10 protein-coding genes, 2 tRNA genes and 1 pseudogene are annotated in these 14,223 nt (G+C 66.2%); 5 read left to right on the forward strand and 8 right to left on the reverse strand.

The window, feature by feature from the left end; translation table 11 throughout:
- Positions 1-13: 13 nt before the first annotated feature.
- Both AB5Y59_RS13745 and AB5Y59_RS13750 read left to right on the forward strand, forming a co-directional pair.
- Entirely contained in the window at positions 14-1,081 is a 1,068-nt protein-coding gene (locus AB5Y59_RS13745; protein WP_151027746.1) for an HlyD family secretion protein, read from the forward strand.
- Position 1,082: 1 nt separating this feature from the next.
- Positions 1,083-2,621 carry a DHA2 family efflux MFS transporter permease subunit gene (locus AB5Y59_RS13750; RefSeq protein WP_368212151.1) on the forward strand — a complete coding sequence of 513 codons (1,539 nt, stop codon included), beginning with the start codon at positions 1,083-1,085 and terminating at the stop codon, positions 2,619-2,621.
- A 66-nt stretch (positions 2,622-2,687) separates the two neighbouring features.
- Here the strand turns inward: AB5Y59_RS13750 and pepE are convergent, their stop codons facing one another.
- From pepE to AB5Y59_RS13765, 3 genes are all read right to left on the reverse strand, one after another.
- Positions 2,688-3,416, reverse strand: a complete 729-nt coding sequence (pepE, locus tag AB5Y59_RS13755) for a dipeptidase PepE (RefSeq protein WP_151027744.1) — start codon at positions 3,414-3,416, stop codon at positions 2,688-2,690.
- 120 nt (positions 3,417-3,536) lie between these two features.
- Positions 3,537-4,148 (reverse strand): response regulator transcription factor, encoded by a 612-nt coding sequence (locus AB5Y59_RS13760; protein ID WP_151027743.1) that lies wholly within the window; start codon positions 4,146-4,148, stop codon positions 3,537-3,539.
- A 1-nt stretch (position 4,149) separates the two neighbouring features.
- Positions 4,150-6,081 (reverse strand): PhnD/SsuA/transferrin family substrate-binding protein, encoded by a 1,932-nt coding sequence (locus AB5Y59_RS13765; protein ID WP_151027770.1) that lies wholly within the window; start codon positions 6,079-6,081, stop codon positions 4,150-4,152.
- A gap of 260 nt (positions 6,082-6,341) precedes the next feature.
- Here AB5Y59_RS13765 and dsrO point away from each other — a divergent pair, with 260 nt between their 5' ends.
- Genes dsrO through AB5Y59_RS13780 form a run of 3 tightly spaced genes read left to right on the forward strand, consistent with a single transcriptional unit; the run spans position 6,342 to position 11,333 of the window.
- On the forward strand, positions 6,342-7,130 hold the full coding sequence (gene dsrO / locus AB5Y59_RS13770) for a sulfate reduction electron transfer complex DsrMKJOP subunit DsrO (RefSeq protein ID WP_368212154.1): 789 nt from the start codon (positions 6,342-6,344) through the stop codon (positions 7,128-7,130).
- Positions 7,120-8,226, forward strand: coding sequence for an NrfD/PsrC family molybdoenzyme membrane anchor subunit (gene nrfD, locus AB5Y59_RS13775; protein WP_368212156.1), 1,107 nt, complete (start codon positions 7,120-7,122; stop codon positions 8,224-8,226). Before dsrO ends, nrfD begins: the two co-directional genes overlap by 11 nt.
- On the forward strand, positions 8,226-11,333 hold the full coding sequence (locus tag AB5Y59_RS13780; protein ID WP_368212158.1) for a tetrathionate reductase subunit A: 3,108 nt from the start codon (positions 8,226-8,228) through the stop codon (positions 11,331-11,333). The genes nrfD and AB5Y59_RS13780 overlap by 1 nt, the downstream gene beginning before the upstream one ends.
- A 56-nt stretch (positions 11,334-11,389) precedes the next feature.
- Here AB5Y59_RS13780 and AB5Y59_RS13785 read toward each other — a convergent pair.
- The 5 genes and pseudogenes from AB5Y59_RS13785 to AB5Y59_RS13805 all read right to left on the reverse strand — a co-directional run bounded on the left by AB5Y59_RS13785 (position 11,390) and on the right by AB5Y59_RS13805 (position 14,217).
- Positions 11,390-12,692: pseudogene (locus AB5Y59_RS13785) on the reverse strand (endonuclease/exonuclease/phosphatase family protein).
- A gap of 82 nt (positions 12,693-12,774) precedes the next feature.
- Entirely contained in the window at positions 12,775-13,506 is a 732-nt protein-coding gene (locus AB5Y59_RS13790) for an EAL domain-containing protein (protein ID WP_368212159.1), read from the reverse strand.
- A 101-nt stretch (positions 13,507-13,607) separates the two neighbouring features.
- Positions 13,608-13,880 (reverse strand): hypothetical protein, encoded by a 273-nt coding sequence (locus AB5Y59_RS13795; protein WP_010673275.1) that lies wholly within the window; start codon positions 13,878-13,880, stop codon positions 13,608-13,610.
- A gap of 136 nt (positions 13,881-14,016) precedes the next feature.
- Positions 14,017-14,101, reverse strand: a tRNA-Tyr gene (locus AB5Y59_RS13800).
- Positions 14,102-14,132: 31 nt separating this feature from the next.
- A tRNA-Tyr gene (locus tag AB5Y59_RS13805) sits at positions 14,133-14,217 on the reverse strand.
- Positions 14,218-14,223: the final 6 nt, after the last annotated feature.

Genomic DNA, 14,223 nt, shown 5'->3' on the forward strand with positions numbered 1-14,223 from the left:
GTGGAGCCATATCATGACCACTGATTCCCCCTCTTCCTCCCGTCCCGCCGCCAACCGGCGCCGCACCCGCCTGCTGTTGCTGGTGGTGGTGCCGGCACTGGCCCTGCTCGGGGCGGGCGTTATCTACCTGCAGGGCGGGCGCTATGTGGAGACGGACAACGCCTATGTGAAGGCGGACAAGGTCCCCATCAGCACCGAGGTGCTGGGCCGGGTGGCCAAGGTGTTCGTCGAGGAAAACCAGCAGGTCCGGGCTGGCCAGCCGCTGTTCGAGCTGGATCAGGAGTCCTTCCGGGTCGCCGTGGCCAAGGCCGAGGCGGAACTTGCCAAGGTGCGCACCGATCTGGTGGCGCTGCAGACCAGTTATCGCGGCCAGCAGGCGGAGATCGCCGTGGCCCGCACCCGCCATGCCTATGCCCTGAAGGAGGAGCATCGCCAGGCGGATCTGGTGACCAGGCACTTCACCTCCACCGCCAATTACGACGATGCCCGCCAGCTCACCATACAGACCGCCCAGCAGCAGGTGGCGCTGGAGGAGGGGCTCAAGAAGATTGAAGCCTCCCTCAGCGGGGACGTGAACCAGCCGGTGGAGCAGCAGCCCGCCTATCAGGAGGCCGCGGCCGAGTTGGCCAAGGCCAGGCTGGATCTGGCTCGCACCACCATCTATGCCCCCGCCAACGGCATCGTCAGCCAGTTGCCCAAGCCCGGCCAGTACAATCTGGTGGGCATGACCGCCATGATGCTGGTGGAGACCGACACCCCCTGGGTGGAGGCGAACTTCACCGAGACGGAGCTGACCCATGTGCAACCTGGCCAGAAGGTGGACATCAGTGTGGATACCTACCCAGATGCGCACTGGACCGGGGTGGTGGAGAGCCTTAGCCCGGCCACAGGCTCCGAGTTTTCGGTGATCCCGGCCCAGAACGCCACCGGCAACTGGGTCAAGATCGCCCAGCGGGTGGCGGTGCGGATCAAGCTGGATTCGGGAGCGGATCTGCCCACCCTGAGGGCGGGTCTGAGTGCCACTGCCGAGATAGACACCGGCCATCAGCGCACCCTGCCTGGCCTGTCAGGTCGAGGTTGATATGACGAGCGCAGCCACAGGGCAGGCCGACCAGGCTTCCCGTCGCACCTTCATCACCCTGTCGGTGATGGTGGCAACCATCATGCAGGCGCTGGACACCACCATCGCCAACGTGGCCCTCCCCCACATGCAGGGAGCCATGGGGGCGACCCAGGATCAGATCTCCTGGGTGCTCACCTCCTACATAGTGGCGGCCGCCATCTTCATGCCGCTGACCGGTTTCATCTCGGCAAGAATTGGCCGCAAAAGGCTGTTCATGTGGTCGGTGGCGGGCTTTACCGTCGCCTCCATGCTGTGCGGCGCGGCCCAGAGCCTGGATCAGATAGTGCTGTTCCGCCTGCTTCAGGGGATCTTCGGTGCCAGTCTGGTGCCCCTCTCACAGGCGGTGCTGCTGGACACCTATCCGCCGGAGAAGCACGGCTCCGCCATGGCGCTCTGGGGGATAGGGGTCATGGTGGGCCCCATTCTGGGGCCGTCGCTGGGGGGCTGGCTCACCGAGTACTACAACTGGCGCTGGGTCTTCTACATCAACCTGCCGTTCGGTCTGCTGGCCTGGTTCGGACTTGCCGCCTTCATCGAGGAGACGAAGATCGATGCCAGCCGCCGCTTCGATCTGCTGGGGTTCGCCCTGCTGAGTCTCGGCATCGGGGCGTTGCAGATGGCGCTGGACAGGGGAGAGTCCCAGAACTGGTTCGCCAGCCGGGAGATCGTCATCGAGACCGCCCTGATGGTGATGGCGTTCTACCTCTTCGTGGTGCATATCTTCACCCACCCGCACCCCTACATAGAACCGGCCCTGTTCCGGGATCGCAACTTCAGCGTCGGTCTGCTCTTCATCTTCATCGTCGGCATCATCTTGCTGGCTACCATGACGCTGCTGCCTCCCTTCATGCAGGGGCTGATGGGTTACCCGGTGATCGACGTGGGTTACCTGCTCGCCCCGCGCGGGGTGGGCACCATGGTTGCCATGATGCTGGTGGGCAGGCTGTCGGGCCGGGTGGACGCCCGTTACCTCATCCTGTCAGGGCTGCTGCTCACCAGCTTCTCCATGTGGGAGATGACCCTGTTCAACACGGACATCGGCAGCTGGGACATAGTGCGCACCGGCATCATCCAGGGGCTGGGGCTCGGCTTCATCTTCGTGCCCCTCTCCACCATCACCTTTGCGACCCTGGCGCCGCGCTATCGCAACGAGGGGACGGCGCTGTTCAGCCTGGTGCGCAACATCGGCAGCAGCATCGGCATCTCGGTGGTGATCACCTATCTGGCCCAGCGATCCCAGATGAACCACGAGGCGTTCGCCGCCTACATCACCCCGTTCAATGTCAACCTGCATCAGGGCGGGGGCATGGCGGAGCTGATGACGCCGAAGGGGCTGGCCATGATCAACGGCGAGGTGACCCGGCAGGCCAGCCTGCTCGCCTACCTGCAGGATTTTCGCCTGATGATGTGGGTCAGCCTGTGCGCCGTGCCGGTGGTGGTGTTGCTGAGGGCTCCCGGGCGCAGCGGCTCTCGGGAGGAGATGGCCATTCTGGAGTGAATCACGAAGGGGCGAGCAACAAAGAAAGAGGGATGGCGCAGGCCATCCCTCTGTCGTTTGGCAGGATCAGCGTGCCGGCGTGAAGGGGGTGAGCGCTGCCAGAGGCGCAGCGTCCCCGTATTCCCGGACGGGTTCGCCGTGCTTGAAGATCTTGAAGGTCTCGCCCCGGGCACTCCAGTACTCGATGTGATTGCCGCCGATCTGCAACAGGCTCGCCTCGCGCAGGGCCACCACGGATTCGCTCGGGTTGATGGCGCAGAACTCGGCCAGACGCTCGTCCCGGGTCTCCCCCATGTGGCCGCTGATGCTGGCGTCCAGATAGTGAGGGTTGATCTGCACGGGGAAGAGCCCCAGCGCAGGCAGCACCACGGCGCTGCACACCGGCATGTCGTTGGTGGTGCGGATGCTGGGGGTGGCCACGTTGCAGCCGGCGCTCCAGCCCACATAGGGCACGCCCCGCTCGCGCACCGCACGCTGGATGGGGACCACCAGACCATACTCGTGCAGCCGCTGGTTCAGGAGCCAGGTATTGCCGCCGCTGATGAAGATGGCGTCGGCCCGGTTGATGGCATCCACCGGATCGTCGAAGTGATGGATGCTGATGGCGTCCACCCCCAGACTCTCGGTGAGCTCCCGGGCACGGGCATCCCAGTCGCTGCGGATCACCGCGTAGGGGATGAGCAGGATGCGCTTGACCTGGTTGCGAGCGAGCATGGTTTGCACCCGGTCGCGGGCCCAGCCGAGCAGGCCGGGGTGTTCTGTGGTTTTACCGTTGCTGAGCAGAAGCAGTTCCATGATGTGTCCTCGAAACAAGGCGCAGGACCCGAGCGATCCTGGTGAAGAGAAGAGGGCACTCTACCGCCATCGAAGCGCCAAATGTGTGATCCCTGCCCGTTTTGTACGGTTGCAGGCCACTCAGGGGTGTTCGTTCACCTGCGCGTAGCGCAGCAGCATCTCGGCGAGGGAGTTCACCGCCAGGCGTTTCATCAGGCTGGCGCGGCACACCTCGACGGTGCGCACCGAAATGCAGAGATCCTGCGCTATCTGCTGGTTCTTGTGGCCCCGGGCGATGAGCTGCAACAACTGGCGTTCGCGCGGGGTGAGGCGCTCAAAGGCGGCCAGCTGGGCGAGGCGGGTGGCCGCGCTCAGCGTCGCCTGCTCGGCCCGCTCGATAGCGGCGAGCAGGGGGGCCAGCTGCACCGGCTTTTGCAAGAAATCCACCGCCCCCAGCTTGAGGGACTCCACCGCCAGGGGCACCTCGCCGTGGCCGGTGAGAAACAGGATGGCGATGGGGCTCTGGGCCGCCTTCAGCCGCTGCTGCACCTCGGGGCCAGAGAGCCCCGGCATGCGGCAGTCGAGGATGAGGCAGGCGGGCTGGTGCAGATCGACCTCTGCCAGAAAGCGCTCGCCATCGGAAAAGCTGAACAGCTGCCGCTCGTCGCAGCTCTCCAGCATGAAGCGCAGGGAGTCGAGCACGGCCTCGTCGTCATCGACCAGATAGAGCGGGGGGCGGGCAGGGGTCGGCATCTCAGTTCCTCGGTATGTCGGTGGATGAAGGGAGGGTTTCGGGTGGCGGCACGGGCAGGATGACCCGGGCCAGGCAGCCGTGGGGGCTCAGGCTCTCCAGGCTGAACTGGCCGCGATGGCTCTCGACCACCTCCCGGCAGATGGCCAGCCCCAGCCCCATGCCGTCCGGCTTGTCGCTGTAAAACGCCTGCTGCAGTTCGGTGGCGGGGACCCTCAGGCCGGCGCCGTTGTCGCGGATCTCCAGCAGCAGGGTCTGCGCCTCGAAGGCGATCAGCAGCTCGACCCGGGCTGGCGCCTGTGCCGGTGCTTGCGCAGGGGGGTGAGTAGGGGAGTGAACAGCGGGGCGCGCACTCTTCGCTGCACTCTCGGCGCCATTCTTGATGAGGTTGACCAGCAGCTGCTCCATCCCGGTGCCGTCCAGAGGTAACGGGCGCGGCTGGCCTCGCCAGTGCAGGGTGAAGGCGACGTCGAGCGGCGCCAGCATCTGCTCCAGCAGGGGGCGCAACTCCGCCACCAGGGTGGGCAGGTCGCAAGGCGCGAAGCGGGGAGGGCGCTTTTGCAGCCGGGCCCTGAGCCGGTTGACGGTCTGGGTGATGCGCTGGACCTGGAGCCCTATCTGCTCCAGGGCCTGACGCAGGGAGGCCTGGGCGGCAGACTGGGCCGGATCCTGTGCCAATTTGTCCAGTCGCAACAAGGCTCCCTGGCTGTAGTTGGCGATGGCACTGAGGGGCTGATTGATCTCGTGGGCCACGTTGGCGCCCAGCTCGCCCAGTTCGGCGAGCCGTCTGGCCTGTGCCAGCTGGCGTCCCTTCTGTTCGAGCTGGTGGCGGGCTTTGAGCAGCCGGCGCTGGCTGCGGTTGAACAGGTATTGCAGCAGCAGGTGGTGGCCTCCCAGCAGCAGTACCAGCACCAAAGCACCCCAGCCCCACTGCTGATGCTGGCGCAGCCAGTGCCAGGCCGCTTGCCACCAGGGGCCCTGCAGCGGGTGGCGATCCAGCGCCTTGAGCAGGCGGTCGATGGCAAGCTCGCTGGTGGGCACGGTCCAGCCCGCCGAATCGGCGGCGATGGCCGCCTCGCTATCAGCGGGCAGATCGTACAGCGCGCGGGTCACCGCCAGCGCCAGCGCGGGGGAGGCCCGCTCTGTCTTGGCGAAGGACCAGTTGGGGTAGAGCCGGGTCGAGCTCTGGCAACCAAACTCGGCCGGCGCCTGATCGTCCAGCACCCGAAACGCCCCCCTGGCGACCTTGCCTTCCCGTTCCATGCGCTCCAGCTGACACACCGGCACGATGGCGGCGGCCACCTCGCCAGCCGCCAGCCGCTCGATGAGCCGGTCCAGCGGAAAGCCGGTGAACTGCACGGTGGAGAAGAAGTGCTCCAGCCGAACCCCCTGTTCGCCCGCCTCGAAGCGATAGGCGAGGTAGCCGCCGAAGGCGTTCTCCGAGACGGCGGCGACCGCTTGCCCCTCGAGGTCACGCCAGTGTCGGTAGGGGGTCTGGGCAGGCACCACCAGGGCGGCGCCGATGGCGAGGTTGTCCCCCCCGGCCGGACTCTTGAGGGTGGCGAGCCAAGCCAGCGGATACTGGCGCGCCAGACTCACCGACTGGCCCGGGTTGGTGATGACGAAGTCGAGGTGCTCGCGGGCGACGGCCTCGGCCAGTTCATCGAGCCCCAGCGGATGCAGCACGAAGCGATGGCCGGGCACGCGCTGTGCCAGCCAGCGCAACAGCGGTTGCCACTGGGCTCTGGCCAGGGCCGGGCCGCGGGTTGCCAGCACGCCGATGCGTATCGGCTCGGCCATGGCCTGCACCGACATGGCCTGGGATGGGGCGGATTCCTGTCGGGCCGGCGCTGGTGAAGAGGGGGGCGAGGCGGCCTGCACCCGCAGCGGCAGGGCTGACAGGGCGAGCCAGAGCAGCAGGCTGAGCAGGGGCAAGGGAACTGGGGCGTGCAGGGGGCTCTCCTCTCGGTGCAAAGGGGGCAGTCTATCACCGGGATGTGCGCTTGCATGCGAACGGGGGCCGGGAGGGGTGGCAAACGCCGCCCCGGTCACAGTTCAGCAGGGCTGGGGCATTTTTTATTGCGCTGGATCAACCCGGCTCCCGGTATGTGGAAAACCACAATAGAGGCGACTTCCTGCGTTGAGGACAATCGGCCCAACCCCTTTCAAGCCAGCTCAGCAGAAGGAAAGACGCCATGGAGCCCAGCAAGCGCCGATTGTTATCCGGGATCGCCGCCCTCACCGCAGGGGCGGCCCTGATCCCCGTCACCCAGGTTCAGGCGCAGTCCGCTCCCGCTCCCCGCAACGGGCGGGCGGCCATTAGCCGGGGGGACGGGTGCAAGCGTTACGGCATGCTGATCGACCTGCGCCGCTGCGTCGGCTGTCAGGCCTGCACCGTGGCCTGCACCATCGAAAATCAGCCTCCCCTCGGCCAGTTTCGCACCACGGTGAGCCAGTACGAGGTGAGCGACGTGGCCGCCCTCGCGGCTCCCGCCTCCCTCTTGATGCTGCCGAGGCTGTGCAACCACTGCGCCGAGCCCGCCTGCCTCGATGTCTGCCCCACCGGCGCCACCTTCCAGCGCGACGACGGCATCGTCGTGGTCAACAACGACTGGTGCGTCGGCTGCGGCTACTGCGTGCAGGCCTGCCCCTATGACGCCCGCTTCATCAACCACGAGACCAACACCGCCGACAAGTGCACCTTCTGCGCCCATCGGCTGGAGGCGGGGCTCTTGCCCGCCTGCGTCGAGAGCTGTGTCGGCGAGGCGCGCATCATAGGGGATTTGAACGACCCCGCGAGCCGGATCAGCCGGCTGCTGCGCGAACACGAGCCGGCGCTCAAGGTGCTCAAGCCGGAGGCCAAGACCCAGCCGCGGGTCTTCTATCTCGGCATGGACGAGGCCTTCGTCAGCAAGGTCGACGGCAACCCGGCCCTGCGCACCCTGCTCACCGACGATGGCAAGGAGATAGCCCATGGTCATTAACGAACTGCTGGCCCCGGCTCAGCCCATCACCTGGCTGCCCTGGGCGGTGCAATATTTCTTCCTCATCGGCCTCGCCTACGGAGGCCTCTGGCTCGGCGCGTTTGAGCTGTGGCGCAAGGCGCCGGACCCGCGGCTGCAGACCCTGGCGGCGGTGCTGATGGTGGCGGCCGGTCTGGTGGCGCCCATCGCCCTGACCGCGGATCTGCACCAGCCGGCCCGGGCCTGGCACTTCTACGCCCAGACGCGCTTTGGCTCCGTCATGTGGTATGGCGCCTATCTGCTGCCGCTGTTCAGCCTGCTCTCCATGCTGCTCGGCTGGCTGCTGCTAAGGCCTGCCCTGGCCCGGCGCGGCGCAGAAGGGGACAAGATAGCCCGCCTTGCCAGGCTGCTCTGCCTGGGACGCTGGTCGGGGCACGTCTGGCTGCGGCCCTTCTCTTTGCTGGCCGCCCTGAGCGGGCTCAGCATCGCCCTCTACACCGGGCTCGAGACCATGGCGGTAGCGGCGCGCCCGCTCTGGCATACCCCCTGGTTGCCCTGGCTGCTGACCCTGAGCGCTGTGCTGGGGGCTCAGAGTGCCCTGCTGCTGCTCAATCGCTTGCTGGCTGGCTGGCGTGCCCAGACCGAGTCGACCCTGCTGCACCAGAGCGGCTGGACGTTAGGCCTGCTGGCCCTCTCCCTGCTGGGCTGGGCCCTGTTTGGCGGCGCCTCGGCAGCAGAGGCCGCGGCCCTCTATCGGCTCGACCCGAGCTGGCGGCTGGCGGCCCACTGGCTGTTGCTGACCCTGGGGCTGGCCGGCCTGCTGATGCTGCTGCGGCCAAGGCTTTCTGCCCGCCTGGCACTCTGGGGGCTGGCGCTGCTGGGGCTGCACCTGGTGTGGGGCCTGCGCTGGCTGATGCTGATCCAGGGGCAGCTCGCACCCAAGTACGGGGCCGGCGTCTACCTCTATGAAATCGCCTGGGGCCCGGCTGGTGTGCTCGGCATTCTCGGCACCTTCGGTCTGCTGCTGGCCCTGCTGGTGGCCCTCTCGGAGCTGGTGCGCCCCTCTGCTTCCCCCGCCATCAAGGCATCCACTCCTTTTGCACGCGAGGCACTCTGATGGATCACAGCAAACGCAAGTTTCTCAAGGGCGCCGCCATCGCCGGCGGCACAGGATTGTTCGTCGCCGGTTACAGCGACACCCTCAAGCAGGTGGCGACTGGCCTTGCCACCGGCAGCTCGGGCCAGCCGACCCGGGATCCCATCCATGGCAACTCGCTGGCCGTGGAGTACCGGGTTGACGAGCGGGGGGAGCTGCACCCCAACCCGGATCAGCGGGTTGCCAACACCATGTGCCTCGGCTGCTGGACCCTGTGCGGAGTGCGGGCCCGCATCGACAACGAACGCGACCAGATAGTGCGGATCCTGGGCAATCCCTATCATCCCCTCTCCGCCCGCCATCACATCGACTTCAAGACCCCGGTCAAGCAGGCGCTGCTCGCTACCAGCGGCTACCAGGAAGGGGGGCTGGACGGACGCTCCACCGCCTGCGCGCGGGGCAACGCCATGCTGGAGCAGCTCGACAGCCCGCAGCGAGTCACCCGCTGTCTCAAGCGGGTGGGGCCCCGTGGCAGCGGCCGCTGGCAGAGCATCCCCTTCGAGCAGCTGGTGGCCGAGGTGGTGGAGGGGGGCGATCTGTTTGGCGAGGGCCTGGTTGAGGGGCTGCGGGCCATTCGCAACCTCGCCGAGCCGCTCGATCCGGCCAACCCGGAGTACGGCCCCAGGGCCAACCAGCTGCTGGTGAGCAACGCCTCGGACGAGGGGCGGGATCACTTCATCAAGCGCTTCACCTTCAACAGCTTCGGCACCCGCAACTTCGCCAACCACGGTGCTTATTGCGGCCTGTCGTTCCGGGTCGGGGCCGGCGCCCTGCTGGACGATCTGGAGAAGAACGCCCACCTCAAGCCGGACTGGGACGAGAGCGACTTCCTGCTGTTCATGGGTACCTCGCCCCAGCAATCGGGCAACCCCTTCAAGCGTCAGTCCCGTCAGCTGGCGGCGAACCGGGCGCGGCAGGGCAAGCCCTTCTCCTACGTGGTGGTGGCCCCCAGCCTGCCCAACACGGTGAACATGCCCTCCGCCCCCGCCAACCGCTGGCTGCCCATCCGCCCTGCCACCGACTCGGCGCTGGCCATGGCCATGTTGCGCTGGATCATCGACAACCAACGCTACGCCGAGCCTTTCCTGACGGCCCCCCATGCCGCTGCCGCCGAGCGGGCCGGCTATCGCGGTTTTTGCAACGCCAGCCATCTGGTTGTCTGCGACGAGGGGCATCCGCGCTTCGGCCAGATGCTGCGGGCCAGCGATCTCGGCTTGCCCTTTGAGGGGGAAGCCTATGGGGAGGGGGACGCCATGCTGGTAGAGGAGGCGAGCAGCGGCGAGCCGAGACCCGCCGGTCAGTGTGAGCGGGCCAACCTCTGGGTGGATCGCACCATTCCGGGCCCCAAGGGGGAGTTCATGGTCAAGAGCAGCTTCCAGCTGCTGGCCGAGGCGTGCCGGGAGCACTCCCTCGCGCAATACAGCGCCGAGTGCGCCGTGCCGGTGAGTGATATCGAGGCGCTGGCGCGGGAGTTCACCAGCCACGGCACCCGCGCGGCGGTGGTCTCCCACGGCGGCACCATGAGCGCCAACGGCTTCTATTCGGCCTGGGCCATCATGATGCTCAACGTCATGGTAGGGAACTTGAACGCCCGGGGCGGCGCCGTGGCGAGCGGCGGCAAGTTCGATCCCTTCGGGGCAGGGCCGCGCTACGATCTGGCGAGCTTCCCCGGCATGGTCAAGCCCGCCGGGGTCTTCCTGTCGCGCTCCAAGTTCCCCTACGAGAAGACCTCCGAGTATCGGCGCAAGCGCGAGGCGGGCCAGAACCCCTATCCGGCGCAAGAGCCCTGGTTCCCCATCTCGGGCCCCTTGCTCGGCGAACACCTGACTGCGGCGGTGAACGGTTACCCCTACCGGCTCAAGGCCTGGATCAATCACATGGGCAACCCCCTCTACGGCCAGGCCGGGCTCGCCAAGGCCATCGGTGAAGAGCTCAAGGATCCTGCCGTGCTGCCGCTCATTGTCAGCATCGACAGCTTCATCAACGAGTCGTCGGCGCTGTCGGACTACCTGGTGCCGGATACCCTCACCTACGAGTCCTGGGGTTGGGCCAGTGCCTGGCACGGGGTGATGACCAAGGTCTCCACCGGCCGCTGGCCCATCGTGGAGCCCCGTGTCGCCAAGACCGCCGAGGGAGATCCGGTCTGCATGGAGTCCTTCTTTATCGCGGTGGCCAAACGGCTGGGGCTGCCGGGCTTTGGCGAGGGGGCGCTCAAAGGGGCGGATGGCAAGCTGCATGCTCTGCACAAGGCGGCGGACTTCTCCCTCTACGGCGCGGCCAACGTCGCCTATCTCGGCGAGCCGGTGCCTCCTATCGGGCCTGAGGATCTCGCCTGGTCCGGGGTGGAGCGGATCCTGCCGGTGTTGAATGCCACCCTGAGTGCGGAGGAGGCGGGCCGCGCCGCCTATCTTTTCGCTCGCGGCGGGCGCTTCGAGCCGGCGGCCAAGGGGCGCGATGACGCGGGTCAGCCAAGCAAGCGCTGGCCCAAGCCGCTGATGGTGTGGAACCCCGAGGTGGGCAGCCGTCGTCACAGCCAGAGCGGGAAGTTCCTGAGTGGCACCCCGCGCTTCTTCCGCCCCCAGCTGGCGGACGGCACGCCGCTCAACGAGGCGTTCAAGCCGGCCCAGTGGCCTCTGCTGCTCACCAGCTACAAGTCTCACACCATGAGCTCCATGAGTATCGGCTCGGATCGTCTACGCCAGGTGAATCCCAGCAACCGGGTGCGGCTCAATGCGCAGACGGCGGCGCAGCTGGGCATCGAGAGCGGGGACAGGGTGCGGGTCAGCACCCCGGATGGCAGCGTGATCGGGGTGGCCGAGTGCGTGGCCGGGGTGCAGGCCGATGCCATCGCCATCGAACACGGTTTCGGCCACAAGGAGCTGGGGGCGCGGGAACATTGGATAGACGGCCAGAAAGTGGTCGCCAATCCCCTGCGCGGAGCCGGGGTCAATCTGAATGACTTGGCGGTGCTGGATCCCAGCCGCCATGGCCGCTATCCCCTGGTGGACTGGGCCATCGGCTCGTCGGCCCGCCAGGGGCTGCCGGCCCGGGTGGAGAAGCTGGTATGACAAACCAATGAAAACGGGGCCTGCGGGCCCCGTTGCTTGTCTGCTCTGCGTCACTGTCACAGTGTGACGTCGACCCACACCAGGCGGTGATCCGAACTGACGCCCTTGGCGATGCCGAGCTTGGGGTCATACACCAGGTGGTAGCCCGGCTCGAAGCTGGCCGGCCAGAACACGCCGGAGGCGACCGCGTTCAGGTTGGCGGAGGGCAGCACGTGGTCGAGCTGCAGGCCGCTGCTGCTGGTGATGCGCTCCGGGGTGGGGCGGTTGTTGTTGCGCTTGCACTGATCCGGCTGGCTGGCGAGGCACTCGGGGCCGCCCTGGCTGACCGGGATCAGGGCGCCGTTGGTGACGGCCTGGTTGACCAGCACATGGTTGTGCAGCGCCTGAATGGCGGTGAGATCCCCATCGCCAATCTGGGGATCGGCGTTGAGATCCCCGGCGATGACGAACCTGGCGCCCTCGGCCAAGCCACCCGCCTTGCCGGCGTCATCCACCATGTAGCCAGCCCCTGCCACATAGTCCTGCCAAAAGGCGATCTCCGCACGGTTGCGTTTGACGTTGTGGCGCGCCGCGTTGCCGAAGATGGGCGGGGTCGGGTGGGAGATAAGGAAGTGGAGCACCTCCTCCCTGTCTCCCTGCCTGATGCGCACCGGCACGTCGGCGTGGTTCTTTGAGGAGAGGGGGAGCGCCTGCCAGGCGGCGTCGTCATACCAGGCATCGCCACACTGGCGGCCGTTCGGGATCGGTACCCTGGGGTTGTGGCAGTCGTCGATGACGGGGTTCGCTTCGCCCGGCATCTCCTTCCATTTGAAGGTCTGGAAGGTGCGGATCTGTTTGGTATCGATGGGATACCGGGACATCACGGCGAAGGCGTACTGGCCGTGATAGTTGCCAAAGCCCCAGGCGTCGTCCGGCCCGCTCACTCTGCCATCCAGGTTGAGGTCGTGGCCGCTCATCAGGCCGGTGTTGGTGGCGAAGTTCTGCAGCACCGGGTAGCTGATGGCGGTCACCTCGTCGTGCTGGGCGTGGGCCAGGTAGTTGTCGTTGAAGGCGTTGAGGTCCTTGGTGTCGCTGCCCTTGCCGTCATTGTCGAATTCGCTCAGCAGCAACACGTCCGGCCGAGTGCGCTGGAGGATTTCGGCGATGTTGCGGATCTGCTGCACGTCGAGGGCCTTGGTCTTCTCGGCGCCGCTCAAGGTGCCGTCGGCGAGGCGGGCCAGCAGGGCATCCTGCTCGGTGCGGGTCAGGGCGAGCTCTTCCCCCAGCATGCCGGGTGCAGTGCGATCGAAGGCGAGATTGAAGGTGGCAAAGCGAACCATGGCGGGCCTCGGCGTCAGTGTGGCCGGGACAGCCTGCCATCTTTGGCAGGAAAATGGCAGCACCCTGCCGAATTTCATGGGAAAGGTGCCCGGGTTTCCCCCGTGACACGCAAGCGCTCGGCTCAGGCCCAGCGGGAGAGAGGGGAGGGAATGGCGTAGGCGTAGCCCTGCTGGTAGTCGCAGCCCAGCCGGTTCGCCACCTCGATATGGGCCTGGGTCTCCACTCCCTCGCACACCACGGCCATGCCGAGTCGTTGCAGGTATTTCACCAGCCCCGTCAGCATGTTGAGGGCATGGGTGCTGCGTACAGCCTGGAGCAGCAGGGAACGATCCAGTTTCACGATCTCGTAGGGGAGCATCATCAGGCGCTGGAAGTTGCATGCCAGGGAGCCGAAGTCGTCACAGGCGATGTGGGCGCCATGGGCTCGCAACACCTCGATCATCTCCCTGTGCTGGTGCTTGATCCTGACGTGTTCCAGCACCTCGAACCAGATGGCGATCCCCAGCTTGCGGGCCTGGAGCAGCACCAGCAACAGCAGATTGCGGTAGGTGGGGCTGGAGAGCGCCGGATTGAGGTTGATGGAGAGCGCATAGGGGCCTTTTTGGGCGAGCACGGGCAGATCGCGCATGATGGCCCTGAGCATGACGATATCCAGGTGCAGAGCGTCATCTTCGCCGAGGGCGGCAAAATCGATGCCCTGATAACCCTGGCTGCCGGCATTCCAGCGTCTGGCCAGCACCTCATACCCCTTGACCTGACGATCCTGGCCGATGATGGGCTGATAAAAGGGGACGACGATATCCGCCATGCTGACCATGGCACTCACGGGATACTCTTCTTTGAACGCAAACATGGCTCTCACCTGACGGGAACATGGCTGCGCATCATACAGGGAGGGTCTAAAGGGAGGCTGTAGGAAGAGTCTGATAATGGGCGTGGGCAGAAAGGAGGGGGTCAGGGAAGGGCATGGCCCTGTGCAGGTGCGGCGCCAGCCAGGGGGGCTGCGTGCATGGCCTGGGCAAGCCAGGACCAGTCGAGCATGGGGGAGCCCGCCTTGAAGCGCTGATAGGCACATCCCTGGCGGATGGTCAGGAAGAGGGTGCTTGGCAAGCCGAGGCGGTTGAGGTAGCGCACCATCACGTCTCCCTGGTAATCCCGCAGCCGCAGTTGCAGCTCGGGCAGTGTCAGCCCGTGCTCGCGACCCGTTTCATCCCAGATTTCAAACATCTGTGTGCACTCCTTGCGACATGAGGCTCCACTGTTTCTAAAAAGTGCGGGGAGGGCAATTGTCAGATCTGACAGCGCCATATGGATTCTATCCAGAAAAGCGAAAACCCGGCGCGAGGCCGGGTTGTCTGAAGGATGGTGGAGGGAGAAGGATTCGAACCTTCGAAGGCAGAGCCGTCAGATTTACAGTCTGATCCCTTTGGCCGCTCGGGAACCCCTCCACAGGGGCATTGCATATTGTGTTCAGGAAGATGGTGGAGGGAGAAGGATTCGAACCTTCGAAGGCAGAGCCGTCAGATTTACAGTCTGATCCCTTTGGCCGCTCGGGAACCCCTCCACGGGG

Origin of the sequence: Aeromonas sp. s10 (assembly GCF_040907975.1) — a bacterium.
Classification (GTDB): domain Bacteria; phylum Pseudomonadota; class Gammaproteobacteria; order Enterobacterales; family Aeromonadaceae; genus Aeromonas; species Aeromonas caviae.